Genomic DNA, 14,231 nt, shown 5'->3' on the forward strand with positions numbered 1-14,231 from the left:
TCGAGCATGCGCCGCGCACATCTGAACCGCCTCGAAGCCAAAGCGCCGCGCCGCGCGCGCGCCCTGCTGGCGGGCGCCGCCGCGCTCGCCGTCCTGGCCGCCTGCGAGCCGATCGTGCGCGTGCACGGCTACGCCCCCCAGGACGCCCAGATCGAGCAGATCCAGGTCGGCGTGGACGGCCCCGGCGCGGTCGCCCAGAAGATCGGCCGCCCCTCGACCGGCGGCGTGGTGCGCGACAACACCTGGTACTACGTCTCCGCCCGGACCGAGGCGATGGCCTACAACTCGCCCGAGATCGTCGAGCGCCGCGTGGTGGCGGTGCATTTCAGCGACGACGCGCTGGTCGAGGGCGTGGACGTCTACGGGCTCGAGGACGGGCGGGTGATCAACCTCGCCACCCGCACCACGCCCACCTTCGGGCGCGAGCTGACGGTGCTCGAGCAGCTCTTCGGCAACATCTCCAACGTCGGCTCGACGCTGGCCGAGGGCTTCAACGAATAGCCGCCCGCCCGCAGGCGGCGCCGGCACGAAAAAAGGCGCGCTCCGCAGGGGGCGCGCCTTTCGCCTGTCCGGGAGGCGGGCCGCCGCCGGGGGCCGGGCCCGCTCAGCCCGCCTCCGGCCGGCGCAGGGCGAACCAGATCAGCGCGCCGCCGGCCAGCGTCAGGAACGGGATCATCGCCACGTTCACCGCCGCCCAACCGGTCTGCGGATCCCCGCCCAGGCAGTTCATCAGCCCGCCCGAGCTCAGCGAGGCCAGCGTCACCAGCCCGAAGACGCAGAAGTCGTTCATCCCCTGCACGCGCGAGCGTTCCTCGACCGAATGCGCCCCCGCCAGCATCGTGGTCGCGCCGATGTAGCCGAAGTTCCAGCCGATCCCGAGCAGGAACAGCGCCACGTAGAAGTTCGCCAGCTCCACCCCCGCCAGCCCCGCGAGGCCCGCGCCGGCGAGGATCACGAGACCCGCGGCGATCACCTTCTCGACCCCGAAGCGGTTGATGACGTGGCCGGTGAAGAAGCTGGGCAGGAACATCGCCAGCACGTGCACCATCACCACGTCGGCCGCGTCCCCCTGGCCGAAGCCGCAGCCCACGACCGCCAGCGGGGTGGAGGTCATCACCAGGTTCATCAGCGCGTAGCTGACCATGCCGCAGATCATCGCCACCAGGATGCGCGGCGTGCGCAGCAGCTGCGGCACGCTGCGCCCGCGGGGCGCGTCCGCCGCCCGCGGCGCAGGCCGCGGCGCGTCGAGCGCGAGGAACAGCAGCGACCCGACCAGGTTCAGCCCGATCACCACCACATAGGCCCCCGCGAAGGGCACCGGCGCCAGCGCGTCGGAGGTGGCCTTGACCAGCTGCGGCCCCAGCACCGCCGCCGCCAGCCCCCCCGCCATCACCCAGGAGATCGCCTTGGGCCGGAAGGTCTCGCTGGCCGCGTCCGCGGCGGCGAAGCGGTAGAAGGCCTGCGCCGACATGTAGACGCCCGTGCACAGCGCGCCGGCGAGGAACAGCGCGAAGCTGTCGAGAAACAGCGCCAGCGCGCAGAGGCTCGAGCCGACCGCGCCCCCCGCCGCGCCCGCGAAGAACCCCGCCCGCCGCCCGAACCGCCCCATCAGCGCCGAGACGTTGGGCGCCGAGATCATCGAGCCCAGCACGATCAGCGAGATCGGCAGCGTGGCGAGGCAGGCGATCGGGGTCAGCATCTGCCCCGCCAGCCCGCCCAGCACGAAGTTCACGGGCATCTGCGCGCCCAGGATCGCCTGGGCGAGGAACAGGACCGCGACGTTGCGCTTGGCGCGGCGATCGTCGGGAACGGAGTCGGGAGAGGATGAGGCGACCATGGCCGCCCCTCATAGATCGCCCCGCCGCCCCCGCCAAGCGCCGCCGCGCCGCGCCTGAGCCTCCGGGCCGCGACCCGCGGGCGCGGCGCAGCGGTCACTCCGCCCGGGTCCAGACCTGGGCGCGGCAGAACACCAGCACGCAGCCCTCGACCGTCAGCCCCGCGGGGGTCAGGGCCATCGTCGAGTCGTAGGTCTTGTCGTCGTCGGGGGCCCAGATCGTGCCGTCCTCCCAGGCCGCCTCGCCCTGAGGGACCATGTCGGCGATGATCAGCCGGCCGATGTGGGGATAGTCGGGCCTCGGCCCCTCGGGCGTGATCGCGCGCAGGATCTCGCCGCAGGTGCGGGCCGGATCGTCGGCGCAGGGGCCGATCCCGACCTCGAGATAGGCCCCGTCCGCGTTGGCCTCGGTCCGCCAGGTCCCGTCGGCGGGGCCGGCCAGCGCCGCGGGCGCCGCCAGCGCCGCCAGGCCCGCCAGGATCGTTGCGCGCATCTCGACCTCCCGTTCCGCGTCTCGCCCGTGCAGGCTGGGCGCGCGGGGGCCGGGGGTCAAGCTCAGCCCGCGCGCCGCTCCCCGGCCGCCGCCGCGCCCTCGACCTGGGTCAGCATCCGCGGCACGAAGGACTCCGAGAAGCCGGCCAGGAAGCTCCAGATCATCAGCAACGAGACGTCGGCGTTGGGGATCAGCTCGCCGAAGGTCCGGGCATGGCCCTCGCCCCCGCCCTCGCCCCCGGCGCCGGCGCCGATCCGCGCGAAGGCCAGGTTGTCGAGGTCGGGGATCGCCACGCCCTGGATCAGCCCCGTCTCGAAGAAGAAATAGACGATCGCCGCCCCGCCGCCGCCGACCATCAGCCGCGCCGCGATCTGGGAGACGGAGGCCATCGTCTTCATCGCCTCGATGCTGACCGCCGTCACCTTGCGCGAGCCGACCAGCGCCGAGAACGAGGCGCCGAACAGCCCCGCCGCGATCGCCGTCACCAGGCCCGAGTAGCCGCCCCCCACGCCATAGGTCCAGCCCATCGGCATCACCACGCCGATGTTGAGGAACAGCGCCAGCAGGAACACCCCCAGCGCCCCCACGCACACCAGATTCAGCCGCTCGCGGTAGAGCGCGGCGAGCTCGCGGATCTGGGTGCGCTCGGTCTTGTCCCACTGGCGCGCGGAGACCAGGCGCAGCAGCACCCCGCGCGCCTCCGGCTCGTCGAAGGGGGCGGCGCCGAGCAGGGTCTCGGCCGCCTTCGCCAGCGCCTGCCGCTCGGGGTCGTCTGACCCCGCCTGGCCGGCGGCGCGCCGCGCGAGCTCGGCCCGCAGCTCCGAGGTGGGCAGGTTGCGCACGATCAGCTGCTCGGCCCGGTAGGCGGCCGCCCAGCTCAGCGCCTCGTCGGGGGCGTCGGGGTCGCGCCCGGCGGCGAGGATCGCCTCCGCCTCCCGGTGGGCGGCCAGGCCCGGCGCGTCGTCGGGGCCCGGCGCGCACATCCCGTGCTGGACGCAGAGGTTCACGTAGAGCTGGCGCAGCATCGCGAGGTTGGAGGGGTCGAGCCGCGGCCGCCGCCGCGCCGCCGCCGCCGTCGCCGCGACCGCCGCCGCCGGGCTGGGAGGCGCCGCGCCGGGCGCCCCCCGGCCCGCGCCGTCGCCGGACGCCTGCAGGCCTGCGCCGGGCGTCTCCGGGCCTGCGCCGGGCGTCTCCGGGCCTGCGCCGGGCGCCTCCGGGCCTGCGCCGGACGGGGCCGCCTCTCCCTCGGACGTCTCCGGGCCGGGCTTGCTGGTCGCCACGCCGATCTCCCCCCTCATCGTGTCACGTAACGTCAGCCTAACGAGGGGGGCGGGCCCGCGCGAGTCCTTCGTTCCCGCGCCCGCGCCCATGCTCCGAAACGCCGAACGCCCCGGCCGGGGACCGGGGCGTTCGGCACGTCGCGTCGATCCGCGCGCCCCGCGCCGGCAGGCCGGCGCCCCTCCCGGCCCCGAGGTCCGGGGCGGGGGGGCAGGGCGCCTCTGCGCGGCGCGGCGGGCGTGCGCGGCGGCGGGTCCCGGCCGACGCCGGGGCGAGGCTCAGCCGCGGCGGCGGCGGCGGCCCTCGCGGCCGGCGCGGGCGCCGGCGGGGGCCTCGCCCTCGGGCGTCGGCTCGCGGTTGGCGCGGATCCAGGCCATGCCGTGCGGGTCGTGGTTCATCAGCAGGTTGGCGGCGCGGATCGCCTCCATCTCCTGCGGTCGCACCGGGTTCATGATCGCCGAGGTCATCCCCGCCCCGATCGCCATCGGCAGAAACGCCGCGTTGATCCCGTGGCGGTTGGGCAGGCCGAAGCTGACGTTGGACGCCCCGCAGGTGGTGTTCACCCCCAGCTCCGCCCGCAGCCGGCGCACCAGCGCGAACACCTGCTGGCCCGCGGTCGCCATCGCCCCGATCGGCATCACCAGCGGATCGACCACGATGTCATGGGCGGGAATGCCGAAATCCGCCGCCCGCTCGACGATCTTCTTCGCCACCGCGAAGCGCACCTCCGGATCCTCGGAGATGCCGGTGTCGTCGTTGGAGATCGCCACCACCGGCACGTTGTATTTCTTGACCAGCGGCAGCACCAGCTCCAGCCGCTCCTCCTCGCCGGTGACCGAGTTCAGCAGCGGCCGGCCGTTGGCGGCCTTCAGCCCGTTCTCCAGCGCGCCGGGGACCGAGCTGTCGATGCACAGCGGCACGTCCACCACCGCCTGCACCTTCTCGATCAGCGCCGTCATCAGCATCGGCTCGACGAAGTTGTTGTCGGCGTAGCGCGGGTCCGCCTCCATCTTGTTGGAGAACACCGCCCCCGAGTTGATGTCGAGCACCATCGCCCCGCAGGCCACCTGCTCCAGCGCGTCCTTCTCGACGGTGGTGAAGTCGTCCATCTCCAGCTCGGCCGCCAGCTTCTTGCGGCCGGTGGGATTGATCCGCTCGCCGATCACGCAGAACGGCTCGTCGAAGCCGATCACGACGGTCTTCGACTGGGACTCGACGACGGTGCGGGTCATGGGGCGTCCTCGGACAGGCCCCGGGCGGGGCGTTGCGTCAGGGCTGGGCAGGGGAGGGCGGTCCCCCGCGCGTCGGAGGGGGACGGTTAGCACGACGGCGCGGCAGGCGTCAGCCCCCGCCCCCGCGCGCGGCCGCTCAGGCGTAGGCGGCCGAGCGGCCCGAGGCGCCGGCCTCGGTGGTGTATTCGGCGGTCTTGCCGATGCCGCCCAGCGGGAAGAAATGCACCTGCTCGATCTGCAGGGCGGGGTCGGCGGCCCGGGCGGCGGCGATGTCGGCCAGCACCCGGTCGGGGGTGAAGGGCAGCATCAGCTTGGTCACGTCCGCGGCCCGCTTCTGCAGCACCTGGACCGAGGGGCCCACGCCGCAGGTCAGGGCGTACTTGATCAGGGTCTGCAGCTTGGCGGGGCCGGCGACGCCCACGTGGATCGGCAGGTCCACGCCCGCCTCCCGCAGGCGCCCGGCCCAGGCGACAACCGGGCCCGCCTCGAAGACGAACTGGGTGGCGATCGCCATCGTGGCGTCGGTCCGCTCGGAGAAGGCCTGCTTCCACTTCAGCGCGGCCATGACGTTGGCCTCCGACCCGTCGGCGTCGATGTCCCTGTTGCCCTCGGGGTGGCCGGCGACATGCAGGCGCGTGAAGCCCGCGGCGTCGAACAGCCCCGTCTCCATCAGCTGCATCGAGCAGTGGAACGCGCCGCGCGGCTGCGCCACGCCCCCGCCCAGCAGCAGGGCCGAGCGCACGCCCGCCTCGTCGCGGTAGCGCGCGATCCAGTCGGCCAGCGCCGCCTTCGAGGGGATCGAGCGGGCGGGGAAATGCGGCATCGCCTCGAAGCCCTCGGCCGTGATGCGGCGCGCGGTCTCGACCATGTCCTCGATGGGCGTGCCGTCGATATGGGCGACGTAGACCCGGGTGCCGCGGGGCAGGATCTCGGCGAAGCTCTCGACCCTGGCGGCGGTGCGCGGCATCACCTCGATCGAGAAGCCGCGGATCATGTCGGCGATCCGCGCCGCCTCGGACAGCGGAGCCCTGGACGCCTGGCGCGTGCGCCGCGCGAAGAAATCGATGACCTTCGACATGCCCGTCTCCCTTCCGATGGCGGCCGACGCTCCCTGCGCCGGCCCGATGATGCCTCGCCGGGGTTTCCGCCCGGTTCAGCGATGTGGTTTCCGCCCGCGGCGGGCGCCTCAGGCCGGCTCCCAGCCGTCGTTGGCGATCAGCGCCCGGATCCGCCCGGCGTCGTACTCGGCCTCGAGCCGCGCGGCCTCCGCCTCGGCCGCCGCCGCGTCGCTCTCGGCCTCGACCTCGTAGGGCGCCGCGCGCCGCCACTCGGCCAGGTAGGCGTCGGAGTCCTTCGCCCCGACCTTCATCGCGCAGCGGTCGATCGCCTGCTCGAAGCGCTCGGGCAGCGGGCGTTTCGCGCCGCCGCGCCGGCCCTTGCCCGCGATCACCTGGGCGGGGATGTCCCGCCACCAGACCACCGTCACCTGCGTCAAACCCGTCTCCTTCCGGCGGGGCGTTCCGCTCCGGAACCAGCCCGCCTGCAAGGCCCCGGATACGCCCTCGCCGGGCGCGGGCGCATCTTGGGAGCGACTGGGCGAAGCTGAAACGCGACATCGGTTCGCGTCGCAAACACGCCGCGGGCGCAACGGCTTGCCGCACCTGCGGGCGGATGTCGCGAACGGCGCGCAAGGCGTCGCGAAACCCGGCCGGCCCCGCGCCCGCCGCCCGGGCTCCGCCCCCGCCGCCGCCCCGCGGCCCGGGCTGCGCGCGGCAGGGATTCGGCCCCGCCCCCGCGACGGTCCGTTCCCCGCGGCGCCGCAAACGGCCGTTGAAGCGTCGCCTCCCAGATCGTAAGAAGGTCGGACGCCTTGCGCCCATCCGGGGCGCGGGAAGGCCGCGCTTCGCCGCGCCCCTGCCAGAGGAGCTGCATCGTGACGGACAAGACCGGCCGACGCCTGTCGATTTCCTTCGAGTTCTTCCCCCCGGCCACGCCGGAGGGGGCGATGCGGCTGTGGCGGTCCGTCGAACGTCTGGCCCCGCTGGCGCCCGACTACGTGTCCGTGACCTACGGCGCCGGGGGCACCACCCGCGACCGCACCCGCAACGCGATCAAGGCGATCCTCGAGCGCGCGCGCCTGCAGGTCGCCGGCCACCTGACCTGCGTCGGCGCCACCCGCGCCGAGACCCTGGCCGAGGCCGACGGCTACCGCCGCCTCGGCGCCCGGCGCATCGTGGCGCTGCGCGGCGACCCGCCCAGGGGGGCCGAGCGCTTCGAGCCCCACCCCGACGGCTTCCGCAACGCCGCCGAGCTGACCCGCGCCCTGCGCGAGGCCGGCCACGACCGCATCTCGGTCGCGGCCTACCCCGAGTTCCACCCCGAGAGCGCCTCGCCCGCGGCGGACCTCGACAACCTCAAGCGCAAGCTCGACGCGGGCGCCGACAGCGCCATCACCCAGTTCTTCTTCGACAACGCCCACTTCCTGCGCTTCCGCGACCTGGCCGCGAAGGCCGGCATCGACGCGCCGATCCACCCGGGCATCCTGCCGATCGAGAACTTCGCCAAGATGAAGCGCTTCGCCGCCGGCTGCGGCGCCTCGGTGCCCGAGAGCCTCGAGACCGCCTACGCCAACGCCGACGAGCAGGGCATGACCGAGACCCTGAGCCGCGCGATCTGCGCCGAGCAGTGCGACGCCCTGCGCTCGGAGGGCGTGGAGCACATCCATTTCTACACGCTCAACAACCCCGACCTGCCCTACGACGTCTGCCGCGCGCTGGGCGTCGAGCCCCAGCCGCTGGGCGCGGCGGCGGGCGGCGCGGCCTGACGGCGGGCGCGACCGGGGATCTTGCGAGGGGCGGCCTGCGGGCCGCCCCTTTCGTTTGCGGCAAGGAGGCGGTCTACAGGCGCCCTGCGGGCGGGCTTGGCCGGGACGCGCTTGCGGGGGCGTCGGGACGGATGGGGTTGGGGGGAGCCTCCGGCGGGCTCCGGACTCACCCAAGAACAAAGCGCCCGCGCCTGTTCTCCGGAGCCGTCCATCGCTTGGGCTGCCTGAGCGACTCGCCCCCCGGGGTCAAGGACAAGCCGGCTTCGCCGGTCGCTGCGCGATCCTTGACCCCGGGGGGCGAGTCGCTCTGATCGGCGCCCGCGATGGACGGCTCCGGAGAACAGGCGCTCCCGGGGGCGCATGGGGCCAGGGGTGCATGGGGCGGGCCGGGGGGAAGGGCCCGGGCGGCGGCGCGGAGGCGCGCGCGAACCCGGGGGCAGGGGGACGCTTGCGCCGGGGGCGGAGAGGGGGCAGGAAACGGGACGACGCCAGAAACGTGACGGGAGCCCGCTCATGACCTCGCCCTACGCCGGAAACACGCTCGCCTCCGCCCTGCGCGCGCCCTCGGCGGGCGACGACGGGAGGCTGTTCGCCGAGCAGGCGGGGCGGGCCTCGATGAGCTACGGCGAGCTCTGGCAGGGGGCCGAGAAGATGGCCGCCGCCCTCGTCGCCGCCGGCGTGAAGCCCGGCGACCGGGTGGCGGTGCAGACCGAAAAGACGCTCGAGGCGGTGCAGCTCTACCTCGGCGCGGTGCTGGCGGGGGCCGCCTTCCTGCCGCTCAACACCGCCTACGTGCCCGCCGAGATCGAGTATTTCCTCACCGACGCCGAGCCCGCCGTCTTCGTCTGCGATCCGGGCCGGCTGGAGGCGCTGGCGCCGCTGGCGCAGAAGGCCGGCGCCGTGGCGCTGACGCTCGACGCGCAGGGCCGGGGCTCGATGGCCGAGGCGGCGGCGGGGCAGGCGCCCGGGTTCCAGGCGGCGGCGCGGGCGGCGGGGGACCTCGCCTGCATCCTCTACACCTCGGGGACCACCGGGCGCTCCAAGGGGGCGATGCTGAGCCATGGCAACCTGCTGTCCAACGCGCAGACGCTGAAGGACTATTGGCGGTTCACCGCGCAGGACCGGCTGATCCACGCGCTGCCGATCTTCCATGCCCACGGGCTCTACGTGGCGCTGAACGTGACGCTGGTCGCGGGCGGCTCGCTGATCTTCATGCCGGGCTTCAGGGCCGAGGCGGTGCTGGAGGCGATGCCCCGGGCGACCGCGCTGATGGGCGTGCCGACCTTCTACACCCGCCTGCTGGAGCTGCCGGGGCTGGCGGAGGCCGCGGCCGACATGCGCCTCTTCGTCTCCGGCTCGGCCCCGATGCTGACCGACACCCACGAGAAATGGCGCGCGGCCACCGGGCAGACCATCCTCGAGCGCTACGGGATGACCGAGACCTCGATGAACTGCTCCAACCCCTACGAGGGCGAGCGGCGGCCGGGCACGGTGGGCTTCCCGCTGCCGGGGGTCGAGGTGAAGATCACCCATCCCGAGACGGGCGCCGAGCTTCCCGACGGGGAGACCGGGACCCTCGAGGTGCGGGGCCCCAACGTGTTCCTCGGCTACTGGCGCATGCCCGAGAAGACCGCCGAGGAGAAGCGCGCCGACGGGTTCTTCATCACCGGCGACCTCGCGAGCCGGTCCCCGGACGGCTACGTGACCATCGTGGGGCGCGCCAAGGACCTGGTGATCACGGGCGGCTACAACGTCTATCCCAAGGAGATCGAGGGCCTGATCGACGACCTGCCCGGCGTGAAGGAGAGCGCGGTGATCGGCCTGCCGCATCCCGACTTCGGCGAAGGCGTCGCCGCGGTGGTGGTGCCCGAGGCCGCGGGCGCGGTCGACGAGGCCGCGGTGAAGGCGGCGCTGGCCGACCGGGTGGCGAAATACAAGCAGCCCAAGGCGGTGTTCATCGTCGACGAGCTGCCCCGAAACACCATGGGCAAGGTGCAGAAGAACGTGCTGCGGGAGAGCTACAAGGGCACGTTCGGCTGAGCCGCGGTCTGCAGGCGCCCTGCGGGCGGGCCAAGCTGGGGCGCATCCGGGGCAGGGGGGTGGCCAGGGGGGCCGACGGGGGAGCCTCCGGCGGGCTCCTGACTCACCGAAGAACAAGCCCGCGCCTGTCCTCCGGAGCCGTCCATCGCTTGGATCGCCTGAGCGACTCGTCCGCCCCGGTCAAGGACAAGCCCCCTTCGGGGGTCGCTTCGCGATCCTTGACCGGGGCGGACGAGTCGCTCTGATCGGCATCCGCGATGGACGGCTCCGGAGAACAGGCGCTGCCGGGGGCGCTTGCGGCGGGGCGGCGCGGCGGGGCGGGGCCCGGTCAGCCGCGCGGGCGGTGGACGTGGGCGGACTGGGCGAGGCCGAAGGCCAGCAGCAGCACCAGCATCGCCGAACCGCCGTAGGAGACCAGCGGCAGCGGCACGCCGACCACCGGCGCGAGCCCCGTCACCATCGCCATGTTCACCGAGAAGAACAGGAAGAACGTGGCGCCGATGCCCCCGGTCAGCAGCGCGCCGAACCGGTCCCGGTTGGCCATCGCCGAGACGATGCAGAACAGCGTGATCAGCCCGTAGAGGATCAGCAGCGACAGGGCGCCGACGAAGCCGAACTCCTCGGCGAGCGTGGTGAAGATGAAGTCGGTGTGCTTCTCGGGCAGGAAGTTCAGCCGGGTCTGGGTGCCCTGCATGAAGCCACGGCCCGACAGCCCCCCCGAGCCGAAGGCGATCTTCGACTGGGTGATGTGGTAGCCCGCGCCCAGAGGGTCGGACTCGGGGTTCAGGAAGGTCTCGATCCGGCGGTACTGGTAGTCCTTGAGGAGCTGCCAGTCCGTGCCCCGGCTCTCGAGCACCGCCGTCACCAGGCCGGCGCCCAGCGCGATGGCGGCCAGGAAATACCCCCAGTGCACGCCGGCCAGCCACATCACCGCGCCCCCGCCCAGCGCCAGCAGCAGCGCGGTGCCGAGGTCGGGCTGCTTGAGGACCAGCGCCATGGGGACCAGGATCAGCAGCAGCGGCGGGAGCAGCCAGAGGGGACGGGAGACGCGGCCCTCGCCCAGCCAGTCGTAGTAGCGCGCCAGCGCCAGCACGACGGCGATCTTCATCAGCTCGGAGGGCTGCAGCTGCAGGGGGCCGATGGCGATCCAGCGGGTCGCGCCCATGCCGGTGTGCCCCGCGACCTCCACCGCCGCCAGCAGGGTGAGCGAGCCGACGTAGCTCAGCGGGGCCAGCGTGCGCCAGTAGCGGATGTGGATCATCGCCACGCCGAACATCAGCGCCATGCCGGCGGCGAAGCGCACCATCTGGCGAGACGCCCAGGGGTCGAGGTCGCCGCCCGCCACCGAATAGAGCATCAGGAAGCCCACGCAGGCCACCGCCGCGATCAGCAGCGCCAGCCCCCAGTGAAAGCGCAGGACTTTCTGGAGCGGCGAGAGCGGGGCTTCGGGCGGGGCGAGGCGGGGCATCTGCGCGGCATGGCGCAGGTCTGCGCAGGATGCAAGCGCGCAAGCGACACGGCGACGAGATCCGGGGCCGGCGGGACGGCTCTGCCGTCCGCTGCGCGGCCGGGACGCCCGCCCGCCGACCCCGCTCCGGGCCGGCCGCCCGGCGTCCAGGGGCCGGAGGCGGCAGGGAAGGGCGCGTCCGGTCGGCGTCAGAGGCCGTCGGGGACGGGCAGGCGCCGGTCGGGACGGCGCGCCTCGAGATCCACGAATGCCTGCGGGCTGGGGAGGAAGACGCCGAAGCCGCCCTCGCAGGGGGCCGGCGCCGTTTCGCGGCGGGCAGGCGGCGCAGACGCGCCGCCGCAGGGGCGGGAACGCCGGGGCGGCCGGAGCGGGCATCGGGACGGCGCCCCTCAGAAGCTCGCCGACAGGCCCAGCGAGTAGCCGGTCAGGTTCCGCCCGATGGTCTGGCGGGCGACGATGCGCACCCGGCTCAGCGGCACCCAGGTCTTTTCGGTGTCGAACTCGATCCCCAGCCCCGCCTGCGCCAGCCAGCGCGTCTGCAGCACCTCGCCCTGGTCGCCCGGCAGCCAGGAGCCCGAGGCCTCGAACACCGCCCGCAGCGGGCCGCCGAACATCTCCACCCCCGTGGGCACGCGCAGCCGAGACCACGTGCCCAGGGTGGCGGCGGTCGAGCTCGCGTCGATCGCCTTCGAGCCCGCGATCGGCTCCAGGTGCAGGTGGGTGTAGCGCAGCTCCACGTCCGCGTCGTAGGCGTCGGAATGATACTCGTAGTCCAGCATCAGCGAGCCGCCGAAGCCCCCCGCCGTCAGCCGCCCGTCCTCGAGGAACTTCAGGTCCAGCCCGTAGCGCCGGTTCACGATCCGCCCCAGCAGCGAGGCGTCGCTCTCCACATGCCCCAGCGCCACGTTGACGATCGGGCGGAACACCAGCGTGTCGGTCAGGTGGAAGTCCCAGCCGATCCCCCCCTCGGCCCCCACCGTCGTCCACTTCGTCGGCAGGCGCGAGCGCGAGGTCCCGTCCGAGAACACGAACACCGGGTCGTAGCGCGAATAGCCCACGAACCCCTCGAGATAGAGCGGGAACCCGTCCGAGATCGTGAAGGCGCCGCCGAGCTGCGAGGCGAAGAACTGGTTGCCCTCGCCCACGTTCGAATCGAGATGCAGCGTGCTCGCCGTCTCCGAGGGGACCGCCGTCACCCCCAGCATCGCCAGCGCCCCGGTGGCGCGCTCGGAGACGTCGGCGTCGATCAGGCGCAGCACCGCCGTGCCGAGCCTGCCCCGGCGTTCGCCCGCCTCCGCCCCGCTCCCCGCCAGCAGGCCGGCGACGAGCGCCAGCGCCAAGGTTCCCGTTCCTGCACGCATGCTCGTTCGTCCCTCACGCCGGCCGCCCCCGCGCGTCCAGCATAGCCTGCGCCGGGGCGGCCCGAAACGATCCGTTCGCGCGGCGGTGCGTCCCGCGGCGCGGCGGAATGCTTGACAAGTTTCGTCGGAGAAGCGATCTCCCCCGCAGCCAGCGGCCCCGCCGCGAGCCATCCGCGACATCCCAGAACCAGGAGGTCCGCATGCTCGCCCCGCGCCTCGTCCGCCGCCTCCGCCAGACGCCCCGCCGCGCCGCCATGCCCTGCCGGAGGGCCGCGCGATGACCGGCATGGCCGAGATCTCCCTCGCCCAGGCCGCGACCGCGCCCGCGCAGGGCGTGGCGCCCCAGGCCCCCGCCGCGCCCCAGGCGCCGGCCGCTCCGGGCACGCCCGCGCCCGCCGCCGAAGCGCCCGGCAGCCCCGAGGCCCCCGCGCCCGCCGCGCCCCCCGCCGACGCCCCCGCCGCCGGAACCCCCGCCGCGCCCGCCGCGGAGGCGCCGCCCGCGGACGCCCCCGCCGGCGCCGGGACCCCCGCGCCCGCCGGGACCATGCCCTCCCCCGACGCCGTCGCGCCGCCCGTGGACGCCGCGGGCCTGCCGGCGGGGGGCGAGGCGCTCTCGCCCGACGGGATCGCCGAGCCTGCGACGGGGCTCTTCGGGGGCGCCTTCGACTCCGCCTTCCAGATGCTCCACGACGGCGGGCCGGCGGTCTGGGCGATCGCCGCGCTCTCGGTCGTCACCGTGGCGCTGATCCTGTGGAAGACCTGGACGCTGATCCGGCTCGGCGCCTGGTCGCGCGCGCGCTCCGAGCGGGCGATGGCCGCCTTCATGGCCGGCGGGCCCGAGGCCGGTCTCGCCGCCCTGCGCCGCCGCCCCGGCCTGCGCGGGCGGATGCTGCGCACCGGCTTCGCCGCGGTCGCCGCCCTCCCCCCCGAGGCCGCCCGCGAGGAGACCGCCCGCGTCGCCAAACGCGAGCTCGCCGACGCCCGCACCGGCCTGCGCGCGCTGGAGCTGATCGCCACCGCCGCCCCCCTGCTGGGCCTGCTGGGCACCGTGCTGGGCATGATCGCCGCCTTCCGCACCCTGCAGGAGGCCGGCGGGCGCGCCGACCCCGCCATGCTCGCAGGCGGCATCTGGGAGGCGCTGCTGACCACCGCCGCCGGCATGGCCGTGGCGATCCCCGCCTCCGCCGCCCTGACCTGGTTCGAGAGCGTCGCCGACCGCGCCCGACAGGACATGGAGGATCTCGGCGCCCGCCTGTTCCTCGCCCCCGCCGCCGCCGCGCGTCCCGCCGCCTTCGCCCCCGACGCCCCCGGGACCCGCGCCGATGCTGCTTGACGAGGCCCCGCGCAGACCCCGCCGCATCAGCCTCACGCCGATGATCGACGTGGTGTTCCTGCTGCTGGTGTTCTTCATGCTCGCGGCCCGCTTCGGGGTCGAGGGGGTGCTGCCCGTCTCCCCCGCCGGCGGCGGGGGGAGCTGGAGCGGCCCGCCCCGCCTCGTGGACGTGCGCCCCGAGGGCGTGACCCTCAACGGAACCCCGATCGCGCCCGAGGCGCTGGCGGGCGCGCTCGACCGCCTGTCGGCCTCCCCCTCCGACCCGGTGGTGCTGCGCGGCCGCGACGGGGCCACCCTGCAGCGCCTCGCCGACGTCGCCCGCGCCGCCTCGGGCGGCGGCCTGCGCCCCGTGATCCTGGCGGAGTGAG

The 14,231-nt window shown here is 74.5% G+C and carries 13 protein-coding genes; 5 read left to right on the top strand and 8 right to left on the bottom strand.

The features are described 5' to 3' along the window. Positions 1 to 6: 6 nt before the first annotated feature. Complete coding sequence (locus tag BM064_RS15070) at positions 7 to 501, top strand: outer membrane protein assembly factor BamE (protein ID WP_092860685.1); 495 nt, start codon at positions 7 to 9, stop codon at positions 499 to 501. 103 nt (positions 502 to 604) lie between these two features. Here BM064_RS15070 and BM064_RS15075 read toward each other — a convergent pair whose 3' ends face one another. From BM064_RS15075 to BM064_RS15100, 6 genes are all read right to left on the bottom strand, one after another. Next, positions 605 to 1,837: an MFS transporter gene (locus tag BM064_RS15075; protein ID WP_092860687.1), complete on the bottom strand. Its 1,233-nt coding sequence runs from the start codon at positions 1,835 to 1,837 to the stop codon at positions 605 to 607. A gap of 94 nt (positions 1,838 to 1,931) precedes the next feature. Next, positions 1,932 to 2,327, bottom strand: coding sequence for a DUF2147 domain-containing protein (locus BM064_RS15080; protein ID WP_092860689.1), 396 nt, complete (start codon positions 2,325 to 2,327; stop codon positions 1,932 to 1,934). Positions 2,328 to 2,389: 62 nt separating this feature from the next. Beyond that, positions 2,390 to 3,607 carry a hypothetical protein gene (locus tag BM064_RS15085; protein WP_092860691.1) on the bottom strand — a complete coding sequence of 406 codons (1,218 nt, stop codon included), beginning with the start codon at positions 3,605 to 3,607 and terminating at the stop codon, positions 2,390 to 2,392. A 276-nt stretch (positions 3,608 to 3,883) separates the two neighbouring features. Beyond that, entirely contained in the window at positions 3,884 to 4,837 is a 954-nt protein-coding gene (locus BM064_RS15090; RefSeq protein ID WP_092860693.1) for a methyltetrahydrofolate cobalamin methyltransferase, read from the bottom strand. Between the two features lie 136 nt (positions 4,838 to 4,973). Then, positions 4,974 to 5,915: a methylenetetrahydrofolate reductase gene (locus tag BM064_RS15095; RefSeq protein WP_092860695.1), complete on the bottom strand. Its 942-nt coding sequence runs from the start codon at positions 5,913 to 5,915 to the stop codon at positions 4,974 to 4,976. Between the two features lie 108 nt (positions 5,916 to 6,023). Next, positions 6,024 to 6,332, bottom strand: coding sequence for a virulence factor (locus BM064_RS15100; protein ID WP_092860697.1), 309 nt, complete (start codon positions 6,330 to 6,332; stop codon positions 6,024 to 6,026). A gap of 438 nt (positions 6,333 to 6,770) precedes the next feature. Here BM064_RS15100 and metF point away from each other — a divergent pair, with 438 nt between their 5' ends. Both metF and BM064_RS15110 read left to right on the top strand, forming a co-directional pair. After that, on the top strand, positions 6,771 to 7,661 hold the full coding sequence (gene metF / locus BM064_RS15105) for a methylenetetrahydrofolate reductase [NAD(P)H] (protein ID WP_281244870.1): 891 nt from the start codon (positions 6,771 to 6,773) through the stop codon (positions 7,659 to 7,661). Positions 7,662 to 8,174: 513 nt separating this feature from the next. Then, on the top strand, positions 8,175 to 9,701 hold the full coding sequence (locus BM064_RS15110) for a malonate--CoA ligase (protein WP_092860699.1): 1,527 nt from the start codon (positions 8,175 to 8,177) through the stop codon (positions 9,699 to 9,701). Between the two features lie 328 nt (positions 9,702 to 10,029). Here the strand turns inward: BM064_RS15110 and rodA are convergent, their stop codons facing one another. After that, positions 10,030 to 11,169: a rod shape-determining protein RodA gene (gene rodA / locus BM064_RS15115; protein WP_092860701.1), complete on the bottom strand. Its 1,140-nt coding sequence runs from the start codon at positions 11,167 to 11,169 to the stop codon at positions 10,030 to 10,032. 389 nt (positions 11,170 to 11,558) lie between these two features. Beyond that, positions 11,559 to 12,509 carry an autotransporter outer membrane beta-barrel domain-containing protein gene (locus BM064_RS15120; protein ID WP_092860703.1) on the bottom strand — a complete coding sequence of 317 codons (951 nt, stop codon included), beginning with the start codon at positions 12,507 to 12,509 and terminating at the stop codon, positions 11,559 to 11,561. A gap of 298 nt (positions 12,510 to 12,807) precedes the next feature. On the opposite strand from BM064_RS15120, the gene BM064_RS15125 reads away from it, so the two are divergent. Next, complete coding sequence (locus BM064_RS15125) at positions 12,808 to 13,863, top strand: MotA/TolQ/ExbB proton channel family protein (protein ID WP_092860705.1); 1,056 nt, start codon at positions 12,808 to 12,810, stop codon at positions 13,861 to 13,863. Beyond that, entirely contained in the window at positions 13,853 to 14,230 is a 378-nt protein-coding gene (locus tag BM064_RS15130) for an ExbD/TolR family protein (protein WP_092860707.1), read from the top strand. Before BM064_RS15125 ends, BM064_RS15130 begins: the two co-directional genes overlap by 11 nt. Position 14,231: the final 1 nt, after the last annotated feature.

The organism is Albimonas pacifica, from assembly GCF_900113695.1.
In the GTDB taxonomy this organism is placed as follows: Bacteria; Pseudomonadota; Alphaproteobacteria; order Rhodobacterales; family Rhodobacteraceae; genus Albimonas; species Albimonas pacifica.

Bases quoted from the DNA above. Each gene is read 5' to 3' on its own strand.
- BM064_RS15125 (WP_092860705.1), top strand. From the start codon at position 12,808: ATGACCGGCATGGCCGAGATCTCCCTCGCCCAGGCCGCGACCGCGCCC.
- BM064_RS15110 (WP_092860699.1), top strand. From the start codon at position 8,175: ATGACCTCGCCCTACGCCGGAAACACGCTCGCCTCCGCCCTGCGCGCG.
- BM064_RS15080 (WP_092860689.1), bottom strand. From the start codon at position 2,327: ATGCGCGCAACGATCCTGGCGGGCCTGGCGGCGCTGGCGGCGCCCGCG.
- BM064_RS15090 (WP_092860693.1), bottom strand. From the start codon at position 4,837: ATGACCCGCACCGTCGTCGAGTCCCAGTCGAAGACCGTCGTGATCGGC.
- BM064_RS15095 (WP_092860695.1), bottom strand. From the start codon at position 5,915: ATGTCGAAGGTCATCGATTTCTTCGCGCGGCGCACGCGCCAGGCGTCC.
- BM064_RS15070 (WP_092860685.1), top strand. From the start codon at position 7: ATGCGCCGCGCACATCTGAACCGCCTCGAAGCCAAAGCGCCGCGCCGC.
- rodA (WP_092860701.1), bottom strand. From the start codon at position 11,169: ATGCCCCGCCTCGCCCCGCCCGAAGCCCCGCTCTCGCCGCTCCAGAAA.
- BM064_RS15130 (WP_092860707.1), top strand. From the start codon at position 13,853: ATGCTGCTTGACGAGGCCCCGCGCAGACCCCGCCGCATCAGCCTCACG.
- BM064_RS15075 (WP_092860687.1), bottom strand. From the start codon at position 1,837: ATGGTCGCCTCATCCTCTCCCGACTCCGTTCCCGACGATCGCCGCGCC.